This window comes from Streptomyces sp. NBC_00513 (assembly GCF_041431415.1).
Classification (GTDB): Bacteria; Actinomycetota; Actinomycetes; order Streptomycetales; family Streptomycetaceae; genus Streptomyces.
In genome coordinates, this window is record NZ_CP107845.1 from 5399673 (window position 1) to 5422398 (window position 22726).

Here is a 22726-nt window from a genome sequence, read left to right on the forward strand (position 1 = left end):
CTTTTCAGCACTCCCACACGTACGGCACCGTCACTCCCAGCACGTTGAAACCCAGCCGTTCCAGGATCGGTCGGCTGTCCTCCGTCGCGTCCACCTGGAGGTACTCGATGCCGCGGGCCGCCGCCAACCGGGCGCGGTGGGCGACCAGAAGGCGGTAGATGCCGCGCCCCCGCCACTCGGGATCGGTGCCACCGCCCCACAGGCCCGCGAACGAGACCCCCTGCGGCATCTCCATCCGGGCCGCGCAGACCGGGGTGTCGCCCGCCATCGCGACGACGGCCTCGACGGTGTCCGGTGCGTCCCGCAGCATGCCGAGCACCAGCTCCCGGATCCGGGGGCTCTCGGAGGCGAACGCCCTTCCGTGGGCCTCCATCATCAAATCCACCCCCGCCTCGTCCGTCACCACCCGCAGGGTGATCCCCTCCGGAGGACGGACCGGCAGCGCCGCGAGGTCGGCCGTCCGCGCCACGAGCAGCGTCTCGGCCGGCTCCGGCACGAACCCGGCGGCGCGCAGCCGCTCCCCGAGATCCGCCGGGCGGTCGTGGTCGTACAACTTCCACTCGAAGTCCGTCGCCTCGCCGGCCTTTGCCCGCCCCGCGTAGTGGGCGATCTGCGCGGCGATCTCCGCGTCCGCCGTCCCGGCGTCGAGGTCCGACCACACCACACCGTTCCAGCCGGGACCGGACACGGTCTGCCGGACGACCGCGCCCACCCGTTCCACGCGGGCCGACGCCGAGTCGGGCTGCGCGCCCCGGCGCATCTGCGAGTCGTACAGGGCCCGCACCTTCACCAATTCCGCGTCATCCATGGTCATCCGGCCAGCTCACCAGCCGGGTCCGCGCGCCACAACTGCATTAACCTCGCTCCGTGAACGTCGACTCCTCCGTCTACACCGGCAAGGCCGCTCCCGACGCCGCCGCCGACCGGGGCTGGCTCCTCGGTCACTTCAAGGCGCCCGGCGATCCCCGCCACAGCGAGGACGTGGAGATCAAATGGGGCGTCCACCCCAAGGGCGACGAGCGGGCGCGATGGGTGACCGGCGAGGAACGCACCGCGCTCCAGGTGCTGATCAGCGGGCGCTTCCGGCTGGAGTTCCCCGGCCGCACCGTGGTCCTCGCCGAGCAGGGCGACTACGTGGTCTGGGGGCGCGGGGTCGACCACTCCTGGCACGCGGAGGAGGACACGGTGGTGCTCACCGTCCGATGGCCGTCCGTTCCCGGCTACCGCGCCGACGAAGAGCAGCCCGGCAGCCCGCGACCCTGAACCTGAACCTGGCCGCGCCCTGAACCTGCTGGCCGTGGCCGTGGCCCTCCGCATCGGGCATTCCCCAAGTTCCTGTGACGATGCACACGAAAGGGGCCAACGATCACCAATCGTTGAGATCGTTGCAGGTGAAGCAGGTAGAGGTGTGGACCGACCGGTCGGGCCGAGGAGACCCCTCAGGCACCCGCCCCGGCCCGCACGCGTCCACGTGTTCTTTGCGACGGGCCCTCCCCCGGTAAAGATCCGAACCACCAGGGAGCACGTCCGTTGGCAGCAATCGCACGCTGGTGCATGCGACACCGACTGGTCACCGTCCTGATCTGGCTGCTCGCCCTCGGCGGCACCGCCGCGGCGGCGGGGAGCGCCGGATCCGCCTTCACCAACGACTACGAGGTCCCCGGGACCGAGTCCGCCAGGGCCAACACCCTGCTGCGCGAGGGCTTCCACGGCCAAGGCGGCGACACGAACACCGTCGTGTGGCGGACCCCGGACCACCAGAGCGCCCGCACCCCCGCCGTCGAAGAGCGCATGAGCCGGGCACTGGACGCGATCACCGCGCTCCCCGGCGTCGGATCGGTCGCCGGCCCCTACGGACCCGCCCCCGAACAAGCCGCCCGGATCAGCCCCGACGGGCGTACCGCCTACGCCGTCGTCACCTTCGACCGGCCCGCCGACGCCGTGCCCAAGGACCAGGCCAGAGCCGTCGTCGCGACGGCCAAGAACCCCACCACCGAGTCCGACGGCCTCCAAGTGGAGCTGGGCGGCCGGGCGATCGGCCTGACCGAGGCACCCGGCGCCCACCTCGCCGAGGCCATCGGCGTGGCCATCGCCGCCGTGGTCCTCTTCCTCGCCTTCGGCTCGCTCGCCGCGAGCCTGCTGCCCATCGCGACCGCCCTGGTCAGCGTGGGTACCGCCTACTTCGGCATCACCCTGCTCGGACACGCCATGGCGGTCGCGGACTTCGCCCCGATGCTCGGCACCCTCGTCGGCCTCGGCGTCGGCATCGACTACGCGTTGTTCATCGTCACCCGGCACCGCAAGGCCCTCACCCGCGGCCTCCCGGTCGAGCAGGCCGCCGCCGATGCCGTCGCGACCACCGGTCGGGCCGTCGTCTTCGCCGGCGCGACCGTCTGCATCGCCCTGCTCGGCATGCTGGTGCTGAGACTGAACTTCCTCGACGGCGTCGCGTTGGCGGCCTCCCTGACCGTGGTCCTCACCGTCGCCGCCTCCGTGACACTGCTGCCCGCCCTCCTCTCGTACATCGGCACCCGCGCCCTCTCGCGCCGCGAACGCCGCACGCTCGCGCGGGAAGGACCACGCCCCGAGCTCCCCACCGGCTTCGCCGTCCGCTGGTCCGCCTTCGTCGAACGACACCCCAAGCTCCTCGGCGCGCTCGCCACCACCGTGATGGTGGTCTTGGCGCTGCCGACCCTCGGCCTCCACCTCGGTACCTCCGACCAGGGCAACAACCCGGCCACCTCCACGACCCGCAAGGCCTACGACCTGCTGGCCGAAGGCTTCGGACCCGGAACGAACGGACCGCTCGCGGTCGTCGCCCGCCTCGACGGAGCCGGTGGGCGGGTCGCCGTCGACCGCCTGACCGAAGCCCTGCGGACCACCGAGGGCGTCGCGTTCGCGGGCCCGGCTGTGTTCAACGGCAGCGGGGACACCGCTGTCCTGACCGTCGTACCGGACTCCTCCCCACAGTCCCGGGCCACCAGCGACCTCGTCGACACGCTCCGCCGGGACGTCATCCCGCGCGCCGCGAACGACGGCTCGACGGAGGTCCACGTGGGCGGAGTGACCGCCGGTTACGACGACTTCGCGGAGGTCGTCATCGGGAAGCTGCCGCTCTTCGTGGGCGTGGTCATCGCCCTCGGCTGCGTGCTCCTGCTGCTCGCCTTCCGGTCCATAGGCATCCCCGTCAAGGCCGCCGTCATGAACGTCGCGGCCGTCGCCTCCTCCTTCGGCGTGGTCGTCGCGATCTTCCAATGGGGCTGGGGCAGCGAGGCGATGGGCCTGGGCAGCGCCGGCCCCGTCGAGCCCTTCCTGCCCGTCATCATGGTCTCGGTGCTCTTCGGGCTGTCCATGGATTACCAGGTCTTCCTGGTCAGCCGGATGTACGAGGAATGGCTGGAGACGGGGGACAACAAGCGGGCCGTCCGCGTCGGCCTCGCCGAGACCAGCCGGGTGATCAACTCGGCCGCCGTCATCATGATCTCCGTGTTCCTGGCCTTCGTGCTCAGCGGCGACCGCATCATCGCGATGTTCGGCATCGGCCTCGCCGTCGCCGTCGCACTCGACGCCTTCGTCCTGCGCACCCTGCTGGTCCCCGCCCTCATGCACATGCTCGGTGGCGCCAACTGGTGGCTGCCCGCCTGGCTCGACCGCAGGCTCCCGCGCATCAGCATCGAACCCCCGCCCTCCCGCACCCGCGCGGCACTCCCGGCGCAGCGGCCCGACACGGACAGCGCCTCGGACAAGGGCAACGGCGAGGGCAGCGACAAGGACGAGGGCAAGGACGGGGAATCGGACGAGGCCGCGCGCGTCACCGCATCCCGGTGACGTACGACCCAGCCGCCCGAGAGCCGAGGAGGAAACCGCGTGTTTCCCGAACCGGTTCGACTCCAACCGCGCGGAAACAAACCCCTGTTCGCCGGAAACCTCGACCCCTACCATGATCCGTCATGCCTTCCAATCAACAGATAATCGAAGAGGCCCTGGAGCGAATCGACGCGGGCTATGTCTTCCCCGCGAAGATTCCCGCCATCGAAGCCGCGATCGGGGACCATCTGGCGGCCGGCGCCTACGAGGGCCTGGACGGTCCGGCTCTCTGCGAGGCGGTGACCGCACATCTCCAGGAGGTGTGCCCGGACAAGCACCTGCGACTGCTCTGGACGGACGAGCCGCAATCGTCGGCTCCGGCGGACGCCGACGGGGGCCGGGCCGCGTTCCTCGCGCTGCTCCGGGCGGAGGGCCAGGGGATCCGCCGCGTCGAACGGCTGGAAGGGAACGTCGGGCTCATCGAGCTCCGGCGCGTCGCCACCGCCGCCGAGGGCGCGAGCGCGATCGGCGCGGCCATGCAGCTGGTCGCGCACAGCTCCGCCCTCGTACTGGACCTGCGGGCGTGCCTCGGCGGATCCCCGGAGGGGGCGGCGATGTGGTGCAGCTACTTCTTCCCTGACGACCAGGTGCACCTGAACGACATCCACGACCGGCGCACCGATACGACCCGCCAGTTCTGGACGACCGCCCACCTCCCCGCGCCGCGCTACCTGGACCGCCCCGTCCAGGTGCTCACGAGCGGGACCACGTTCTCCGCGGGCGAGGACATCGCCTACACCCTGCAGGCCAACGGCCGGGCCGTCGTCCTCGGCGAGACCACGCGGGGCGGCGCCCACCCCACGACCCGCTACACGGTCACCGATCACATCCAGGTCACCGTCCCCACGGCCCGGGCCGTCAACACCGTCACGGGGACCAACTGGGAGGGCGTGGGAGTCGTACCCGACGTTCCGGTTCCGGCGGACCAGGCGCTCGAAGAGGCACTCGGGACCGCGTCGCGGCAGATCCCGTCGCAGCCCGGATAGGCGCCTCGCGGTCGGAGGGCCGGCGGTCCCCCGCCGGGACCGCCGAGCCGCTCGCGATCGGCGGCCCGGCCCACGGGGCGCGGTCACCGCCCGGAATCCCACCCCGTGGCCCACCTGCGGAGATGGCCCCGGGCGGTCGCGCGACCTTCTCAGGAACCTCTCAGAAACGCCGCCTACGGTGCCCCGCATGGACACCAAGAAGACCCCCGACCCGACGGCCCCCGCAACGGACCCCACCGAAGACAAGGCGACAGCGACCACCCCGGCCGAGGCCCGGACCGAGAACACGGGGTCCGACACGCTCGAACCGGCCGACAAGGCCGTGGCGGAGCCGCTCGACGGGTCCACCGCACCCGAGGCGTCCGACGACGACCTCGAAGAGGAGTTCGCCGCCGAGGACGAGGAAGCCGGGCAGGTCGGCGGCGTCGCCTCCGCGGCCTCCGCGATCGTGGCCGCGGGGCTGAGCGTCGTCGCCCTCAGCGGGAGCTGGGTCTCCCGCGTCGTCGCCGAGCGACAGAACCTCGTGAACCAGCTCGACCTGAGCCAGACCGCCGACACCAACGCGAAGATCGCGGCCCTGTACAGCGCTCCCTGGCACGCGACCGCCCTCGTCAACGGCGTCCTGTCCGCCCTCGCACTCCTCCTCGCCCTCTTCGTGCTGGCCCGCCCCGCCTTCGGGGTCCCCGGCCGCACCCTCCCGACGTGGATCCGCTCCGTGGCCTGGGCCGCCATCGCGCTCGGCGCCCTGGGCGTACTCCTGTTCACCCTCATGTACTTCGACCTCCTCCTCCCCGCGCCGACGAGCGCCGTCTGACGCCCGTCGTCCACAGGACGCCCGTCGTCCACAGGGACACCAGGCGACCCGGGCACGGCCTCAGGGCTTAGGCCGTCCAGGCCGGTCCGGGGGTCGGCAAGCGGGACTAACTGATAGTTTCAGAATGAGATTCGTTGAGGGGCTTGGCAGTTGGGTATCGTGTCGGCAGGATCTGGGGTGTGTCTGCTGATCTCGTGCCTGATGACCTGTGGGAACGTGTGGCCCCGTTACTGCCGGAACGTCCACCTCGCCGGCACCGGTATCCGGGGCGTCGGCCGGTGGACGATCGTGCGGCGTTGAGGGCCATCGTTTACGTGCTGTGCAAGAGCGTGAGCTGGCGGGACGTTCCAGCCGAGCGGTTCGGCTGCAGTGGTGTGACGGCCTGGCGTCGGCTTCGGGACTGGACCGAGGCCGGAGTGTGGCCCCGCCTCCACGAAGTCCTCCTGGCCGAGCTCCGGGCGGCCGGGCTGCTGGACATGGATGACGTTGCGATCGACGCCTCGCACGTCAGAGCCCTCAAAGGGGGGCTCACACCGGACCTTCGCCGGTCGACCGTGCCCGCCCCGGCAGCAAGCACCACCTCATCGTCGACCGCCACGGAACCCCACTCATCGTCTCCCTGACCAGTGGAAACCGTCACGACGTCACCCAGCTCATGCCCCTGCTGGACGCGATACCCCGCATCCGCGGGCTTCGAGGACGGCCACGTCACCGGCCCCGCCGGCTCTTCGCCGACCGCGGCTACGACTTCGACAAGTACCGGCGCCTGCTCAGAGCCCGCGGGATCACACCCAAGATCGCCCGACGCGGCACACTTCACGGATCCGGCCTGGGCAAGACCCGCTGGGTCGTCGAGCGAACCTTCGCCTGGCTGCACCAGTTCAAACGACTCCGCATCCGCTACGAGATACGAGCCGACCTCCACCTCGGCCTGCTCCAACTGGCCTGCAGCATCATCTGCTTACGCCGACTCCGAACCTCATTCTGAAACCATCAGTAAGGCTTCCGGCGCGCGAAGATGCGGCAAGCGCCCCATGCGCCGGCGCCCTCTGGGAAGCGAATCTTGGATCACACCGAACGAGGTGCCCGAGAGAGCAACCAGGGAGTACGAGATGTTCGAGTACGAGATGGCCATCGCCCGCCGCGCCGACCTCCTCCGCGAGGCCGACGCGTACCGACTGGCCCGGGCGGCCAGGAAGGCGCGCCGCTCCTCACGCGGCCAGGAACCCGAAGGGTCGGTGAGTGGAAACCGGAGCCGCTTCACCCGCGCCGCGTAAGCCGCGGCGCGAGCAGCGGGAGCCGACGCGTGAGGAGAAGCGCCGCGATACTCGGTGACGCCGAACGGCCGCCCTGTGCGATGCTCGGCGACGTGGAGACCAGATCCGTGAGCCCGGTGTTCGTCGGCCGAGCCGACGAACTGGCCATACTCGTCGATGCACTGACACGCGCCGGGGACCAGGAGCCGCAGGCCCTGGTCATCGGGGGCGAGGCCGGCGTCGGCAAGACCCGCCTCACGGAGGAGTTCCTGGGCGAGGCGGCCCGCCGCGGCGCGGTGGTGGCCGTCGGAGGCTGTGTGGAGATCGGGGCGGAGGGGCTTCCCTTCGCCCCCTTCTCGACGGCGCTGCGCAGCCTGCGCCGCCGGCTCCCCGAGGAACTGGCCGCCGCGACCGCCGGTCAGGAGGACGAACTCGCCCGCATCCTCCCCGAGCTCGGCGACACCCCCAGGGGCCCGCACGACGAGGAGAGCACCGCGCGCCTCTTCGAGCTGACGGCCCGCATGCTCGAACGGCTCGCCGCCGATCGCACCATCGTGCTCGTCCTGGAAGACCTGCACTGGGCCGACACCTCCACCCGGCACCTCCTCGCCTACCTCTTCCGCACCCTCGGCAACGGCCGTCTCGTCGTCGTCGCCACCTATCGCGCCGACGACATCCACCGCCGTCACCCGCTGCGCCCGCTCCTCGCCGAACTCGACCGGCTCCGCACCGTCCAACGCATCGAACTGCCCCGCTTCAACCGGGCCGAGGTGCGCCGACAGCTCGCCGGCATCCTCGCCTCGCGGCCCGACGAGGCCTTCGTGGACTCGGTGTTCGACCGCTCCGACGGCAATGCCTTCTTCGTCGAGGAACTCGTCGCCTCGCGGGCGAACGGCTGCCGTACGGGACTCACCGAATCCCTGCGCGATCTGCTGCTCGTCCGGGTCGAGGTCCTGCCGGAGTCCGCGCAGCGCGTGGTCCGGATCGTGGCCGAGGGCGGTTCCACCGTCGAGTACCCGCTGCTGCGCGCCGTCACGGGGCTCGGCGAGGACGAGCTGATCGAGGCTCTGCGGGCCGCCGTCGGCGCCAACATCCTCCTCCCCACCTCCGACGGGGACGGCTACCGCTTCCGTCACTCCCTCGTCCGCGAGGCCGTCAGCGACGACCTGCTGCCGGGCGAGCGCGCCCGCGTCAACCGCCGTTTCGCCGAGGCCATGGAAGCCGACGAGACGCTGATCCGCGCCGGCGAACGGGTCATCAGGCTGGCCAGCTACTGGTACTACGCCAACGACGCGGTCAAGGCGCTGCCCGCCGTCCTCGCCGCCTCCGTGACCGCCCGCCGCCGACACGCCTACTCCGAGCAGCTGAGCCTGCTGGAACGGGCCATCGACCTCTGGGACAGCGTCCCGGAGGAGACGCGCGAGGGACTCCGCCCGGCGGACTACACCGACGTCTACCCGCCCTGTGGATGCGATCCGGAGAACACCGGGCTCCGGCGACTCGACCTGCTGGCCGAGGCCACCGTCGCGGCCCGCTACGGAGGCGAACGCGAGCGCGCCCTCAAGCTGACCAAGACCGCGCTGCGCATGCTGGAGGAGGACGAGGACCCGCTCAGGGCCGCCTGGTTCTGGACCGAGCGCTCCCGGTTGGTCGCAAGCCTCGCCCGCGGCGACGGGTGGGCGGAGATAGCCAGGGCGCAGGAACTCGTCCGGGGGCTGCCCCCGTCCCAGGTGCACGCCGAGGTGCTGGTCCGGGCCGCGGGCTGGGGCATGCTCCACAAGCCGGGCCCCGACAACCTCGCCGCCGCCGAACGCGCCGTGGAGTACGCGCGGATGGTCGGCGCGGAGGACGTCGAACTCAACGCGCGGATCACGGTCGCCTCCCTGTGTGTCGACTCCGGCGACAGCGAGACGGGCCTCGCCGAACTGCACGCGGTCAAGGACCGCGCCACGGAACTCGGGCTGACCGCATTGGCCGGTCGTGCTCATATCAATCTCACCTCTCAGTTGGAATCGCTGGGCCGTTCCGCGGAAGCCGTGGAAGTGGCCAAGCGGGGCACTGAACTCGTCGGCAAATCAAGGCTGTTGGACTCCGAGGCCTGGGTTCGGGGCAACATGGCGGAAAGCCTCTACAGCCTCGGCCGCTGGGACGAGGCCGCCGAGGAAGCCCGGGAGACCCTCCGTGTCGGCCAGAGTGCCGCCCCGCGCGCCTCCGCCGCCGCACGCCTCTCCTACCTGGCCCTGGCCCGCGGTGAACTCTCCGAGGCCGCCGCCCAACTCGCCACGGCACACGCATACTTCGGCACGCACGACGCCCAGCCCCAACACCGACTGCCGCTCTACCGGCTGGAGATCGGAGTGGCCGCGGGCGAGGGCCGGATCGTCGAGGCCCGCAGCCACGTCACCGAAGCCATCGCCCACGGATTCGCGCTCGGGCAACACCGCTACGCCTGGCCGCTGTTGCTGGCCGCGGCCACCGCTGAGGCCGACGCCCGGGGACTCCCGACCGCCGACTCCGGACGGGAAGCCGCCCTGAAGGCGCTGCGCGCCGCCGCCCGCACCCTGGCGACCCCGGTGCCGGTATGGACCGCGCACGCCGAGTACGTCCGGACCGAGCTGCTCCGCGCCGAAGGCCGGGACACCACCGCGGACTGGACCGCCGTCGTCGACATGATCCGACCCCTCGCCCGCCCCTACCTGCTCGCCCGGGCCGGGTACCGACTCGGCGAGGCGCTGCTCGTGGCCGGCGGCGACCGGGAGACGGCCACCGAACTGCTCCGCGAGGCACACGCCACCGCCGAGCGGCTCGGCTCCCGACGGCTGTGCGAGGACCTGACGCTGCTGGCGCAACGCGCCCGGGTCCCGCTCGACGCCCCCGACCCGCACGGGGCGCCGCCGACACCGGAGGTGGACCCGGCCGAGGCCCTGGGGCTGACCAGCCGCGAGCGGGACGTACTACGGCTGGTCGCGACGGGCAGCACCAACCGCCGGATCGCGGAGGAACTCTTCATCTCCCCGAAGACGGCCAGCGTGCACGTCTCGAACATCCTGGCCAAGCTGGGCGTGGCCGGCCGCGGCGAGGCCGCCGCCCTCGCCCATAGGCTCAGACTGTTCGGCCCCGAACTCCAGGACCGCCCGGACCGCGGAAGCCGCCGGACCCCGGGAGGCGGCCAGGCCGGTCACGGTGGCCGGCCGTCCGGATCCGCCCCGGTACGCGGCGCCGGGTCTAGGCCGGAGGTCGCTCGGCAGGGCGTATGAGCACCGTGCCGGATTCGAGATCTATCGGGCCCCGTCCCGGATCGCCGTCATTGACGTCGGTCCGGGACAGCTCCAGTCGTTTCTTCTCCTCGTTGGTGTGCTTGCGCCCCGGGGCGAAGAGCTCCTCGAACATGTTGAACACGCTGTCCACCACGCCTTTCGTCCCCGGCCGGGGCCTCGTCGGTCATCGCACCGTCAGTGTCAGGATCCTGTCGTCGCCGGTCTCCGGCGACCCGCGCCCATCCGTCTCGCTCGTGACCAGCAGCAACGCGTCCCCGCCCAGCGGCACCACGGTCCGCAACCGGCCGTACCGGCCCTGGAGGAAGGCCTCCGGCTCGGCCACCGGGGTCGCGCCGGCGAGCGGGATCCGCCACAGCCGCTCGCCCTTCAGCCCCGCCATCCAGATCGATCCCTGCGCCCAGGCGATGCCGCTCGGCGACGCCTCGTCGGTCTTCCACACGGCCACCGGGTCGCGGAAGCCGGCTCTGCCCGCCTTCCCCTCGGCCTCCGGCCAGCCGTAGTTCACACCGGGCTCGATCAGATTCAGCTCGTCCCACGTGTTCTGGCCGAACTCGGCGGCCCAGAGCCGCTTGTCCTTGTCCCAGGTGAGGCCCTGCACATTGCGGTGGCCGTACGAATAGACGACCGAGTCCGCCTCCGGGTTGCCGTGCACCGGTTCCCCGTCCGGGGTCATCCGCAGGATCTTGCCGCCGAGGGACTTCTTGTCCTGCGCGAGCCCGGTCTCGCCGGTCTCCCCGGTGCCGACGTACAGCATCTTGTCCGGGCCGAACGCGATCCGACCCCCGTTGTGGACGAGGCCCTTCGGGATGCCCCGGAACACCGTGTCGGGTGCCCCCAACCGCTGCCCGGCCGGTCTCTGGTCGTCATAGCGCAGGCGGGCGATCCTGTTGTCGGACTCGGTCGTGAAGTAGACGTACACGAGCCGGTCCGAGGCGAAGGTCGGGGAGAGCGCGAGACCCAGCAACCCGCCCTCGCCGCCCGGGGCCACCCCGGGGACCTCGCCGATCGGCGTGATCGCGCCCGTGTCCGCCCGCACGCGACTGATGGTGCCCTTGTCCCGCGAGGCGACCAACAGGTCGCCGCCCGGCAGCGCCGCCACACCCCACGGGGACTCCAGCCCCTTGGCGACCTCGCCCTTCACCGTCACGGCGCCCTTGGCGGGCGGACCGCTCGTCGAGGGGGAGCCGGAGGAACCCGGTGACCCGCCCCCCGGTGACGCCGTACCCGGTGGGGAGCCGCCCGGCCGGGCCGCCTCCCCGCCCGGCGGCGAGCAGCCCGCCGCCAGCAGGGCCCCGCACCCGGCCAGGGCCAGCGCCGTCAGGACCGACCGGGGCCGCCCACGCGCGACGTCATACGCGGCCGAGGGCACGGGGCGCCCGCCCCACCGGTCGTCGCTGCGCCCGTCCCACCGCCCGTCCCACCGGTCGTCGCGGCGCGGAGAACCGACCGCCGCCCGCACCCCCGGGCGCCCGTCGCCCCGCCCGTCGCCCTGTCCGTACCGCGGTTCATATCGCATCGCGCTGTCCCTTCCGGTGCTCCGATCGTGCCTTCCCACCGACTCAACATCGGCGGCACCGCCCGAAGTTCCACCACTCGTACACTCGATCGAGTGGTTGTTCCGGTGGTCGCCGATCGCGCGGGGCACGACATCCGGCCGGGGTCAGTCCCAGGCTCCCACCGCCGCCGGAAGTTCCGCCATCTCGGCCAGGTCCCCGGCCGTGAGCCGGACCTCGGCAGCCCGGGCGTTCTCCGCCGCCCAATGCGCCCGATCGGCCCCCGGGACGGGCACCACGTGCGGTCCCTGCGCCAACACCCACGCCAGCGCCACCTGCGCCGCGGTGACCTCCGGCCCGTGCCGCCGGGCCACCCGCCGCAGGCCCGCCACCAGCACCTGGTTCGAAGCCATCGCGTCCGCCGTGAACCTCGGGTGCCGGGCCCGCACGTCCGCCGACTCGAAGCCGGCGCCCGGCCGCAGCGTCCCGGTCAGGAACCCGCTGCCCAGCGGCATCGCCGCCAGCACCCCCACCCCGCGCGCCGCACACCACGGCAGCAACTGCCACGCCGCCTCCGGCGACCACACCGACAGTTCGGCCTGCACCGCGCTCACCGGGAACACCTGCTGCGCCCGCTCCAGCAGCCTCACGGTCGACCGGTACGCCCGGTCGCCGCGCCGCCCCGCGCCCGGCCCGGCGCCCGCGCCCAGCGCACAGAAACCGAGCGCCCGCACCTTCCCCGCGGCCACCAGCTCCGCCATGGCGCCCCAGGTCTCCTCCACCGGCACGTCCGGGTCCACCCGGTGCAGCTGGTACAGGTCTATGACGTCGGTCCGCAGCCGCCGCAGCGAGGCGTCGCAGGCCCGCCGCACATATCCGGGCCGACCGTCCGCCACCACGTGCTGCTCACCGGCCCGCAGGCCCACCTTGGCCGACACGAAGGCCTCGGACCGCCGCTCCCGCAGCACCCGCCCGAGGACCAGCTCGTTGGTGAAGGGCCCGTACACATCGGCCGTGTCCAGCAGGTTCGCACCGAGGTCAAGTGCCGTGTGCAGGGTCCGCTCCGACTCCTCGCCCCGGCGGTGCGAGGGCGCGTACGCCCAGCTCATCGGCATGCAGCCGAGGCCGATGGCGCCCACCCACAGCGGCCCCGACCCGATCGACCTGCGCTCCACCTGTGCGTCCCCCTCCCGGTCCGGCCATCAAACTAACGGCTTGATCCGGATCCCTTGGCATAGCCTCGTGATCATGACTGCAACGACCCCGGACGTCTGGCTCCCCTTCGCCGCCGACGAGATCGAAGGCCTTCCCGACTGCTTCCGGTACCGACGGTGGGACGGCGAGGACGCGTTCCCCGCGGACCCGGGGGACTGCGTCTTCTACGTCACCCCGTACATGAAGTCCCCGGCCGTCACCCTGCGACCGCTGCCGGCGATGCCCGACCTCCAGGTCGTCCAGACCCTCACCGCGGGCATCGACCACGTACTCGGCGGCCTCGACGGGCTGCGGTCCGGCGTGCGCCTGTGCAACGCCCGCGGGGTGCACGAGGCCAGCACCGCCGAACTGACCCTCACCCTGATCCTCGCCTCGCTCCGCGGCATCCCCGGCATGGTCCGCGGCCAGGACCGCGAGGAGTGGCGCGCCGGCTTCTACCCGGCCCTCGCCGACAAGTCGGTCCTGATCGTCGGGCACGGGTCGGTCGGCGCGGCCATCGAGGACCGGTTGATCCCCTTCGAGTGCGCGCGCGTCACACGGGTCGCACGCTCCGCGCGCACCACCGCGCACGGGCCGGTGCACGCCCTCGCCGACCTTCCCCGACTCCTCCCGGACGCCGACGTGGTGGTCCTTTCCACCCCGCTGACCGATGCCACCCGCGGCCTGGTCGACGCCCATTTCCTCAGCCGGATGAAGGACGGCGCCCTGCTCGTGAACGTGGCGCGCGGACCGGTCGTCGACACGGCGGCCCTGCTCGCGGAACTGGAATCCGGCCGGTTGCGGGCGGCGCTCGACGTGACCGAGCCGGAACCGCTGCCCGCGGGCCACCCGCTGTGGCACGCCCCGAACGTCCTGATCACGCCCCATGTGGGCGGCAGCAGTTCGGCGTTCGAGCCGCGGGCCAAGCGGCTCCTGGCCCGGCAGCTCTCCCGGTTCGCCGCCGGCGAGCCCCTGGAGAACACGGTGTTGACCACGGGGTGACCCGATGTGAGCACGTTCCGTATTCACCCGAGTGCGCGCGGTGTCGACAACCTCCCGGACGGTGACGCAGAGTAGAGGAGCTATGTCGCTGAGTGACGAAAGTGGTGTATCGTCCGGAACAAGGGGCTGCGCCGGGAACGTCCGGCGCCGGGGAGTGATCGGACACTTTGGGGGCGACGGGCGATGCACGGCCAATGGACGAAGGATCCGACGCGGCAGAGCCGCCGGAGGCGACGATGGGGTGCGCCGAAGCTGGCAGGCGAGGGGGACCGGTGAGCCCCCCGGGGGCGGCGCTCCTGACCCGGCCCCCGACGGCGGGCGCCGGCAAGGGCCTGGCGGCGCAGCTCCTCCTCGCGGTGGTCAGCGGTGGTTACGCCGTCGGAGCCGCCCTCGGCTGGGGATCGACCGAACTCGCCAAGTTCATGGGCGATTTCGGGCTCAGCACGGCGGGACTGCTCGCCGCCGTCTCCTGCTTCCACTACGCACGCACCATCGACCGGCGCGAACGTCCCGCCTGGCTGATGTTCGCGTTCTCCTCCCTGATGGGGGCCCTCGGGAACGCCGTCTGGGGCTGGTACGAGGTCATTCTCGGCCAGGAGGTCCCGGAACCCTCCCTCGCCGACTTCGCCTTCCTCTGCTTCGCACCGCCCGCCATCGTGGGCCTCCTGGTCCTCGCCAAGCGTCCCGTCACCCGTGCCGGCTGGGTCTGCCTCGGCCTCGACTCCTGGCTCATCGGCGGATCGCTGCTGACGCTGTCGTGGAGCCTGGCCCTCGCCAACGCCGCGCGCACCGTCCAGTCGGGCGCCCCCGGCAGCGTCCCCCGGGCCGCGCTGTCCCTCGCGTACCCGCTGCTCGACATCGCGCTCGTCTCGATGGTGCTGGTCCTGCACTTCCGCCGCTCGGCGAACAACCGCTCCGCCGTCAACACGGCCATCGCGGCCCTCGCCCTGACCGTCCTGAGCGACGCGCTCTTCACCTCCCCGCTGCTGAACACCACCTACCGCTCCGGTGAGATCCTCGACGCCGGCTGGTTCGCGGGCTCGCTGCTGCTGGCGTACGCCCCCTGGGGCGCCCGCAGGGCCGAGTCCGCCGAGCAGGCGGTGCGGCCCCCGCGAGCGGAGCGCCCGCACAGCCGTCCCATCTCCGGCTCGCTGCCCGCGCTGACCCCGTACCTCGCGGCCGCCGTCTGCACCCTCGGCATCCTGTACAACGTCGTGGACGGCCGGAAGGTCGACCGGATGGTCGTCTTCACCGGCTGCACGGTCGTCCTGGCCCTCGTCATCCGGCAGGGCATCATGCTCGTCGACAACATCGCGCTGACCCAGGAACTGGCCCAGAAGGAGAACCACTTCCGCTCCCTGGTCCAGGGTTCCAGCGACGTCATCATGATCGCCGCGCCCACCGGCACCCTGCGCTACGTGAGTCCCGCCGCCGCCGGGGTCTACGGCCGAGAGGCGGAGGAACTGGTCGGCACCGAGCTCGCCACCCTGATCCACCCCGACGACCTCGGCCGCGTGGTCCACGAGGTGCGCCGCTTCCTGGCGGCGCCCCCCTCGGAGGAGCCCACCACCCGCATCGAGTGCCGGTTCGAGTCGGGCGACGGTGACTGGCTCAACGTCGAGTCCACCGTCAACCGGCACCAGGGCGGGCTCATCCTCAACAGCCGCGACGTCACCGAGCGCGTCCGTCTCCAGGCCCAGCTCCAGCACAGCGCCGAGCACGACCCCCTCACCGACCTCCCCAACCGGGCCCTGTTCACCCGCAGGGTCCGCCAGGCGCTGACCGGCCGCCGGGCCGGGGACCACGGCACCGCCGTGCTCTTCATCGACCTCGACGGCTTCAAGGCGGTCAACGACACCATCGGCCACCAGGCCGGCGACGAGCTGCTCGTCGAGGCCGCCCGCAGGCTCCAGGACTCGGTCCGCGCCGGGGACACCGCGGCCCGGCTCGGCGGCGACGAGTTCGCCGCGCTGATCACGGGCGACGGCAGCCGCGACCGCGGCGCCCGCGAGTACCAGGTGCACGAGATCGCCGACCGACTGCGCACCACGCTCTCCCAGCCGTACCGGATCGGGGGCAGCGAGGTCAGGGTCGCCGCGAGCATCGGCGTGGCCTTCGCGGACCCCGGCATCACCCCTTCGGACCTGATGCGCAACGCGGATCTCGCGATGTACCGGGCCAAGGCGGGCGGCAAGAACCGCGTCGAGCTGTACGCGCCGCAGATGCAGGCCGAGGTCGTGCGCAAGGCCGAGCTCGCGGGGCGGCTGCGCACCGCGCTCCACGAGGGTGAGTTCGCCCTGCTGCACCAGCCCGTGGTCTCGCTGGCCACCGGGGAGGTCATGGCCGTCGCCGCGCAGGCCCGTTGGCGCTCGGCGCAGGGGATCCTGTTCACGCCGGCCGAGTTCCTGCGGGTGGCCGAGTACAGCGAGGGCGCCGCCCACGGCGTCGCTCCGGATGCCTCGCGCACCGCCGAGCTGGGGCGCTGGTTGCTGGAGGAGGCCGTGGAGCAGGCCGCCGAGCGGCACCGGGCCGGTCATCACGTGCCGGTGGCGGTCCGGATGACCGCCCAGCGGCTGCTGGACCGCTCCGCGCCGCTCGCCTCCCTGGACGCCCTGCTGACCCGGCACGGGCTGCCGTCCGGTGCGCTGGTGATCGAGTTGGCGGACAGCGATCCCAGAGTGCCCTTCGACGAGCTGGAGCGGCGCCTGACGGCCTTGCGGAGGCTGGGCGTCCTGATCGCCCTCGACGGCTTCGGCAGCGGTTACGCGGCCATCAGCGCCCTCCGGCGGCTGCCCGTGGACATGCTGAAACTGGACCGGGGCCTGGTCGAGGGCCTGGTGGAATCGGCCCGCCTGCACAAGATCACCGCAGGTTTGTTGCGGATCGCAAACGACCTGGGGATGCAGTCGGTGGCCGACGGGGTGGACCTGCCCGAGCAGGTGTCGGCCCTGCGGGCGATGGGGTGCACCCAGGGTCAAGGAATGGCCTTCTCCGGACCACTCGACGAATACAGGCTGCGACGCGCCCTCGTGCGCGGTACGTTCCCAGTACCGGGCGGTTTGGCCCAGCCGGCCTTGGCCGGAGGCTCGTCCAGTGGCTTGATGGTCATCCGTAGAGGCTCAAATAATGAGACGCCCGTCCCACCCGCTTGACATCCACCTCCCGCCGGAGGGAGGGTCAGTGCCATGCGCACCCGAATTCTCGTACTTGGAAAGCGCGTCGGCTGAAGCTGGGACCTGTATGTCCCCGCTCCACACACCCGACGCGCTCCCCTCGCTTGCCTCCCGGCACGAGGGGTTTTTTGTTGCACTGGCACACGCCTTCGGAGCTTGCTCCGAAGGATCCCCGCTCCTCGTAAAACCCTCAGCTTCGAGAAGAGAATGCCGATGACCGAGCAGGCCACCGGGGCCCACCATCCGCAGCCGCGGCCCCGTACGGGTGGACACCAGTCCGCCGCAGTTGAGCACGTCACGGGTGCGCAGTCCCTCATCCGCTCTCTCGAAGAGGTGGGGTGCGACACCGTGTTCGGGATCCCGGGTGGCGCCATCCTTCCCGCCTACGACCCGATGATGGACAGCAAGAGGGTCCGTCACATCCTGGTCCGCCACGAGCAGGGCGCCGGCCACGCCGCGACCGGCTACGCGCAGGCCACCGGGAAGGTCGGCGTCTGCATGGCCACCTCGGGCCCGGGCGCCACCAACCTGGTCACCCCGATCGCGGACGCGCACATGGACTCCGTGCCGCTCGTCGCGATCACCGGCCAGGTCTCCTCCAAGGCGATCGGCACCGACGCCTTCCAGGAGGCGGACATCGTCGGCATCACGATGCCGATCACGAAGCACAACTTCCTGGTCACGCGGGCCGAGGACATCCCGCGGACGATCGCGGAGGCGTTCCACATCGCCTCCACCGGCCGCCCCGGCCCGGTCCTGGTGGACATCGCCAAGGACGCCCTCCAGTCGAAGACCACCTTCTCGTGGCCGCCGACCCACGACCTGCCGGGCTACCGGCCCGTCACCAAGCCGCACGCCAAGCAGATCCGGGAGGCCGCCAAGCTCATCTGCGCGGCCAAGCGCCCGGTCCTGTACGTCGGCGGCGGTGTCATGAAGTCCGGCGCCACCGCCGAGCTGAAGGTCCTCGCGGAACTGACCGGCGTCCCCGTCTGTACCACCCTGATGGCGCTCGGCTCCTTCCCCGACAGCCACCCGCTGCACGTCGGCATGCCCGGCATGCACGGTTCGGTCACCGGCGTCACCTCGCTGCAGAAGTCGGACCTGCTGATCGCGCTCGGCACCCGCTTCGACGACCGCGTCACCGGCAAGCTGGACAGTTTCGCCCCGTTCGCCAAGGTCATCCACGCGGACATCGACCCGGCCGAGATCGGCAAGAACCGCGAGGTCGACGTCCCGATCGTGGGCGACGCCCGCGAGGTCATCGCCGACCTGATCCAGGCAATCCAGGCCGAGCACACCGAGGGCAACGCGGGCGACTACACCGCCTGGTGGAAGGACCTCAGCCGCTGGCGCGAGACGTACCCGCTGGGCTACGACCTGCCCGCGGACGGCAGCCTCTCGCCGCAGCAGGTCATCCAGCGGATCGGCGCGCTCGCCCCGGAGCACACCATCTACGCGGCCGGCGTCGGCCAACACCAGATGTGGGCCTCGCACTTCGTCGACTACGAGGAGCCCCGCACCTGGCTGAACTCCGGTGGCGCCGGAACCATGGGCTACGCGGTCCCGGCCGCGATGGGCGCCAAGGTCGGCATGCCGGACCGCACGGTCTGGGCGATCGACGGCGACGGCTGCTTCCAGATGACCAATCAGGAACTGGCCACCTGCGCGCTGAACAACATCCCGATCAAGGTCGCGATCATCAACAACGGCGCGCTGGGCATGGTCCGCCAGTGGCAGACCCTGTTCTACAACCAGCGGTACTCCAACACGGTCCTGCACGCCGACGAGACCGGCCACGCCACCGTGGGCTCCCAGCTCGGCGAGTCCATCGCCCCCCGCAAGGGAACCCGCGTCCCGGACTTCGTGAAACTGTCCGAGGCCATGGGCTGCGTCGCACTGCGCTGCGAGGACCCCGCCGACCTGGACCGGGTCATCGCCGAGGCCAACGCGATCAACGACCGCCCGGTGGTCGTCGACTTCATCGTCCACGAGGACGCCATGGTGTGGCCGATGGTCGCCGCCGGCACCTCCAACGACGAGGTCATGGCAGCCCGGGGCGTCCGTCCCGACTTCGGCGACAACGAAGACGACTGAGCCGAGAGAGCCTGAGAGAGAGAACGACTCACATGTCCAAGCACACGCTCTCCGTCCTGGTCGAGAACACGCCCGGCATCCTCGCCCGGATCGCCGCCCTGTTCTCCCGCCGCGGCTTCAACATCGACTCCCTCGCGGTCGGTGTCACCGAGCACCCCGACATCTCGCGCATCACCATCGTCGTGAACGTCGAGGACCTTCCGCTGGAGCAGGTGACCAAGCAGCTCAACAAGCTGGTCAACGTGCTCAAGATCGTCGAGCTGGAGCAGCACAACGCCATCGAGCGTGAACTCGTTCTGGTGAAGGTCCGCGCCGACAACGAGACCCGCTCGCAGATCGTCGAGATCGTCCAGCTGTTCCGCGCCAAGACGGTCGACGTCTCCCCGGAGGCCGTCACCATCGAGGCCACCGGCGGCACCGACAAGCTCGGCGCGATGCTGAAGATGCTGGAGCCCTTCGGCATCAAGGAACTCGTGCAGTCCGGCACGATCGCCATAGGGCGTGGCGGACGGTCCATCACGGACCGCAGCCTGCGCGCGCTCGACCGCAGCGCCTGAGCGACCGCTCCACCGGTCGTTCGACCGTTCGCCCCCGTGGGCGGCCCGCCGCGCGTCGGCGGGCCGCCCGCATGGCGAGACCGAGAAACTCACATTCCGTTCCCCGCCGTACGGTGGGAGCAACACACGCGCACCAAGGAGATATCCCAGTGGCCGAGCTGTTCTACGAGAACGACGCCGACCTGTCCATCATCGCGGGCCGCAAGGTCGCGGTCATCGGCTACGGCAGCCAGGGCCACGCCCACGCGCTGTCGCTCCGTGACTCCGGCGTCGACGTCGTCGTCGGCCTGAAGGAGGGCTCCAAGTCCAAGGCCAAGGCCGAGGAGCAGGGCCTGAAGGTCGTCTCGGTGTCCGAGGCCGCCGAGTGGGCCAACGTCATCATGATCCTGACCCCGGACCCGCTCCAGGCCGAGATCTACGAGGAGTCCATCAAGGACCACCTCCAGGACGGCGACGCGCTCTTCTTCGGTCACGGCTTCAACGTCCGCTACGGCTTCATCAAGCCCCCGGCCAACGTGGACGTCGCCCTGGTCGCCCCGAAGGGCCCGGGTCACCTGGTCCGCCGCCAGTACGAGGAAGGCCGCGGCGTGCCCTGCATCGCCGCCGTCGAGCAGGACCACAGCGGCAACGCCTTCGCCCTCGCGCTCTCCTACGCGGCCGGCATCGGCGGCACCCGCGCCGGCGTCATCAAGACCACCTTCACCGAGGAGACCGAGACCGACCTGTTCGGTGAGCAGGCCGTCCTCTGCGGTGGCGCCTCCGCGCTGGTCAAGGCCGGTTTCGAGACCCTGACCGAGGCCGGCTACCAGCCGGAGATCGCGTACTTCGAGTGCCTGCACGAGCTGAAGCTCATCGTGGACCTCATGTACGAGGGTGGCCTGGAGAAGATGCGCTGGTCGGTCTCCGAGACCGCCGAGTGGGGCGACTACATCACCGGCCCCCGCATCATCACGGACGCCACCAAGGCCGAGATGAAGAAGGTCCTCGCGGAGATCCAGAGCGGCGAGTTCGCCAACACCTGGATGGCCGAGTACAAGGCCGGTCTGCCGAAGTACAACGAGTACAAGAAGGCCGATGAGGCCCACCTGCTGGAGACCACCGGCAAGAAGCTGCGCAAGCTGATGAGCTGGGTCGACAACGACGAGAGCTGATCCCGCCGCGCACGCGCCCCTGGAGGCCGTCCGGCCCGCCGGATCAGCGGCCTTCGACCGCGCGGATTGGCCACCCCGGCCAATCACGGAAGGGTGATCCTTCCGTACAGGCGGAAATCCGCCGCGGATACGCCACTACACTGCTCAACACAACGCGTCAGGCCCACAGTGTCGTGCGTCTTCCACGCGGCTACCCCCTCCACCGCCTGCGGCCGTCGGGACGGCCGTCCGCACTGGACTTGTGAGGATGACCCACGTGAGCTCGAAACCTGTCGTACTCATCGCCGAAGAGCTGTCGCCCGCCACGGTGGACGCGCTCGGTCCGGACTTCGAGATCCGGCACGTCAACGGAGCCGACCGCGCGGAGCTGCTGCCCGCGATCGTCGACGTCGACGCGATCCTGGTCCGCTCCGCCACCAAGGTGGACGCCGAGGCCATCGCCGCCGCCAAGAAGCTCAGGGTGGTCGCCCGCGCGGGTGTCGGCCTCGACAACGTCGACGTCTCCGCCGCCACCAAGGCCGGCGTGATGGTCGTCAACGCGCCGACCTCCAACATCGTCACCGCCGCCGAGCTGGCCTGTGGCCTGCTCGTCGCCACGGCCCGCAACATCCCGCAGGCCAACACCGCCCTGAAGAACGGCGAGTGGAAGCGGAACAAGTACACGGGCGTCGAGCTCAGCGAGAAGACCCTCGGTGTCGTGGGCCTCGGCCGCATCGGCGTCCTGGTGGCCCAGCGCATGTCGGCCTTCGGCATGAAGGTCGTCGCGTACGACCCCTACGTCCAGCCCGCGCGCGCCGCCCAGATGGGCGTCAAGATGCTGACGCTGGACGAGCTGCTGGAGGTCGCGGACTTCATCACCGTGCACCTGCCGAAGACCCCCGAGACCCTCGGTCTCATCGGGGACGAGGCGCTGCACAAGGTGAAGCCGTCCGTCCGCATCGTCAACGCCGCGCGCGGCGGGATCGTGGACGAGGCCGCGCTGTACACGGCCATCAAGGAGGGCCGCGTCGCCGGCGCCGGCCTCGACGTGTACGCGAAGGAGCCCTGCACGGACTCCCCGCTCTTCGAGCTCGACCAGGTCGTCTGCACCCCGCACCTCGGCGCGTCCACGGACGAGGCCCAGGAGAAGGCCGGTGTCTCGGTCGCCAAGTCGGTGCGCCTCGCGCTCGCCGGTGAACTGGTGCCGGACGCGGTCAACGTCCAGGGCGGCGTCATCGCCGAGGACGTGCGTCCGGGCCTGCCGCTCGCCGAGAAGCTCGGCCGCATCTTCACCGCCCTCGCGGGCGAGGTCGCGGTCCGTCTCGACGTCGAGGTCTGCGGCGAGATCACCCAGCACGACGTCAAGGTGCTGGAGCTCTCCGCGCTCAAGGGTGTCTTCGAGGACGTCGTCGACGAGACGGTCTCCTACGTCAACGCCCCGTTGTTCGCGCAGGAACGCGGTGTCGAGGTCCGCCTGACCACCAGCTCGGAGTCCCCGGACCACCGCAACGTGGTCACCGTCCGCGGCACCCTCTCGGACGGGCAGGAGGTCTCGGTCTCCGGCACGCTCGCGGGCCCGAAGCACCTTCAGAAGATCGTCGGCATCGGCGAGTACGACCTGGACCTGGCACTCGCCGAGCAGATGGTCGTCCTGCGCTACGCCGACCGTCCGGGCGTCGTCGGCACCGTCGGCCGCATCCTGGGCGAGGCCGGTCTGAACATCGCGGGCATGCAGGTCGCCCGCGCCGAGGAGGGTGGCGAGGCGCTCGGCGTCCTCACCGTCGACGCCGAGGTCCCGGTGAACGTCCTCGCGGACATCGCCGCCGAGATCGGCGCCGTCTCGGCGCGCACGGTCAGCCTCGGCTGACCCTTCGGCACGCAG

17 protein-coding genes are annotated in these 22726 nt (G+C 71.3%); 13 read left to right on the forward strand and 4 right to left on the reverse strand.

Annotation, left to right across the window (positions count from 1 at the left end):
* Nucleotides 1-4: 4 nt before the first annotated feature.
* A complete protein-coding gene (locus tag OHA84_RS25050; protein ID WP_266973960.1) occupies nt 5-808 on the reverse strand; it encodes a GNAT family N-acetyltransferase in 804 nt (267 codons plus the stop codon).
* 59 nt (nt 809-867) lie between these two features.
* On the opposite strand from OHA84_RS25050, the gene OHA84_RS25055 reads away from it, so the two are divergent.
* The 7 genes from OHA84_RS25055 to OHA84_RS25085 all read left to right on the forward strand — a co-directional run bounded on the left by OHA84_RS25055 (nt 868) and on the right by OHA84_RS25085 (nt 10180).
* On the forward strand, nt 868-1263 hold the full coding sequence (locus tag OHA84_RS25055; protein WP_266950041.1) for a signal peptidase I: 396 nt from the start codon (nt 868-870) through the stop codon (nt 1261-1263).
* 267 nt (nt 1264-1530) lie between these two features.
* Nucleotides 1531-3828, forward strand: coding sequence for an MMPL family transporter (locus tag OHA84_RS25060; RefSeq protein ID WP_266969674.1), 2298 nt, complete (start codon nt 1531-1533; stop codon nt 3826-3828).
* A 122-nt stretch (nt 3829-3950) separates the two neighbouring features.
* Nucleotides 3951-4853, forward strand: a complete 903-nt coding sequence (locus OHA84_RS25065) for a S41 family peptidase (protein ID WP_053677661.1) — start codon at nt 3951-3953, stop codon at nt 4851-4853.
* 187 nt (nt 4854-5040) lie between these two features.
* Nucleotides 5041-5667, forward strand: coding sequence for a hypothetical protein (locus OHA84_RS25070; protein WP_266969671.1), 627 nt, complete (start codon nt 5041-5043; stop codon nt 5665-5667).
* A gap of 179 nt (nt 5668-5846) precedes the next feature.
* Nucleotides 5847-6655, forward strand: a protein-coding gene (locus tag OHA84_RS25075) for an IS5 family transposase (protein ID WP_266969670.1) whose coding sequence is annotated in 2 segments (ribosomal slippage) — nt 5847-6186 and nt 6186-6655 — 810 coding nt in all. Because the reading frame shifts where the segments join, the coding sequence is not laid out codon by codon here.
* 94 nt (nt 6656-6749) lie between these two features.
* A complete protein-coding gene (locus OHA84_RS25080) occupies nt 6750-6944 on the forward strand; it encodes a hypothetical protein (RefSeq protein ID WP_159041355.1) in 195 nt (64 codons plus the stop codon).
* A gap of 80 nt (nt 6945-7024) precedes the next feature.
* Entirely contained in the window at nt 7025-10180 is a 3156-nt protein-coding gene (locus tag OHA84_RS25085; protein ID WP_371591606.1) for an AAA family ATPase, read from the forward strand.
* Here the strand turns inward: OHA84_RS25085 and OHA84_RS25090 are convergent.
* The 3 genes from OHA84_RS25090 to OHA84_RS25100 form a co-directional block, all read right to left on the reverse strand.
* Nucleotides 10149-10322: a DUF6191 domain-containing protein gene (locus OHA84_RS25090; protein WP_234350002.1), complete on the reverse strand. Its 174-nt coding sequence runs from the start codon at nt 10320-10322 to the stop codon at nt 10149-10151. The two genes, OHA84_RS25085 and OHA84_RS25090, sit on opposite strands and share 32 nt — an antisense overlap.
* A gap of 42 nt (nt 10323-10364) precedes the next feature.
* The gene (locus OHA84_RS25095) at nt 10365-11522 is read right to left on the reverse strand and encodes a PQQ-dependent sugar dehydrogenase (RefSeq protein WP_323181970.1); all 1158 of its coding nucleotides are present in this window, start codon (nt 11520-11522) and stop codon (nt 10365-10367) included.
* 339 nt (nt 11523-11861) lie between these two features.
* The gene (locus OHA84_RS25100) at nt 11862-12869 is read right to left on the reverse strand and encodes an aldo/keto reductase (RefSeq protein WP_266969666.1); all 1008 of its coding nucleotides are present in this window, start codon (nt 12867-12869) and stop codon (nt 11862-11864) included.
* 73 nt (nt 12870-12942) lie between these two features.
* Between OHA84_RS25100 and OHA84_RS25105 the strand changes: the two genes are divergently transcribed.
* The 6 genes from OHA84_RS25105 (at nt 12943) to serA (ending at nt 22711) form a co-directional block, all read left to right on the forward strand.
* A complete protein-coding gene (locus tag OHA84_RS25105) occupies nt 12943-13890 on the forward strand; it encodes a 2-hydroxyacid dehydrogenase (RefSeq protein ID WP_266969664.1) in 948 nt (315 codons plus the stop codon).
* 272 nt (nt 13891-14162) lie between these two features.
* Nucleotides 14163-17042 (forward strand): putative bifunctional diguanylate cyclase/phosphodiesterase, encoded by a 2880-nt coding sequence (locus OHA84_RS25110; protein WP_371591453.1) that lies wholly within the window; start codon nt 14163-14165, stop codon nt 17040-17042.
* 228 nt (nt 17043-17270) lie between these two features.
* A complete protein-coding gene (locus tag OHA84_RS25115; protein WP_053677669.1) occupies nt 17271-19157 on the forward strand; it encodes an acetolactate synthase large subunit in 1887 nt (628 codons plus the stop codon).
* A 32-nt stretch (nt 19158-19189) separates the two neighbouring features.
* Nucleotides 19190-19714, forward strand: coding sequence for an acetolactate synthase small subunit (gene ilvN, locus OHA84_RS25120; RefSeq protein WP_053677671.1), 525 nt, complete (start codon nt 19190-19192; stop codon nt 19712-19714).
* A 149-nt stretch (nt 19715-19863) separates the two neighbouring features.
* On the forward strand, nt 19864-20865 hold the full coding sequence (gene ilvC / locus OHA84_RS25125) for a ketol-acid reductoisomerase (protein ID WP_053677673.1): 1002 nt from the start codon (nt 19864-19866) through the stop codon (nt 20863-20865).
* Between the two features lie 256 nt (nt 20866-21121).
* Nucleotides 21122-22711 (forward strand): phosphoglycerate dehydrogenase, encoded by a 1590-nt coding sequence (serA, locus tag OHA84_RS25130; protein WP_053677675.1) that lies wholly within the window; start codon nt 21122-21124, stop codon nt 22709-22711.
* The last annotated feature ends 15 nt before the right edge of the window (nt 22712-22726 follow it).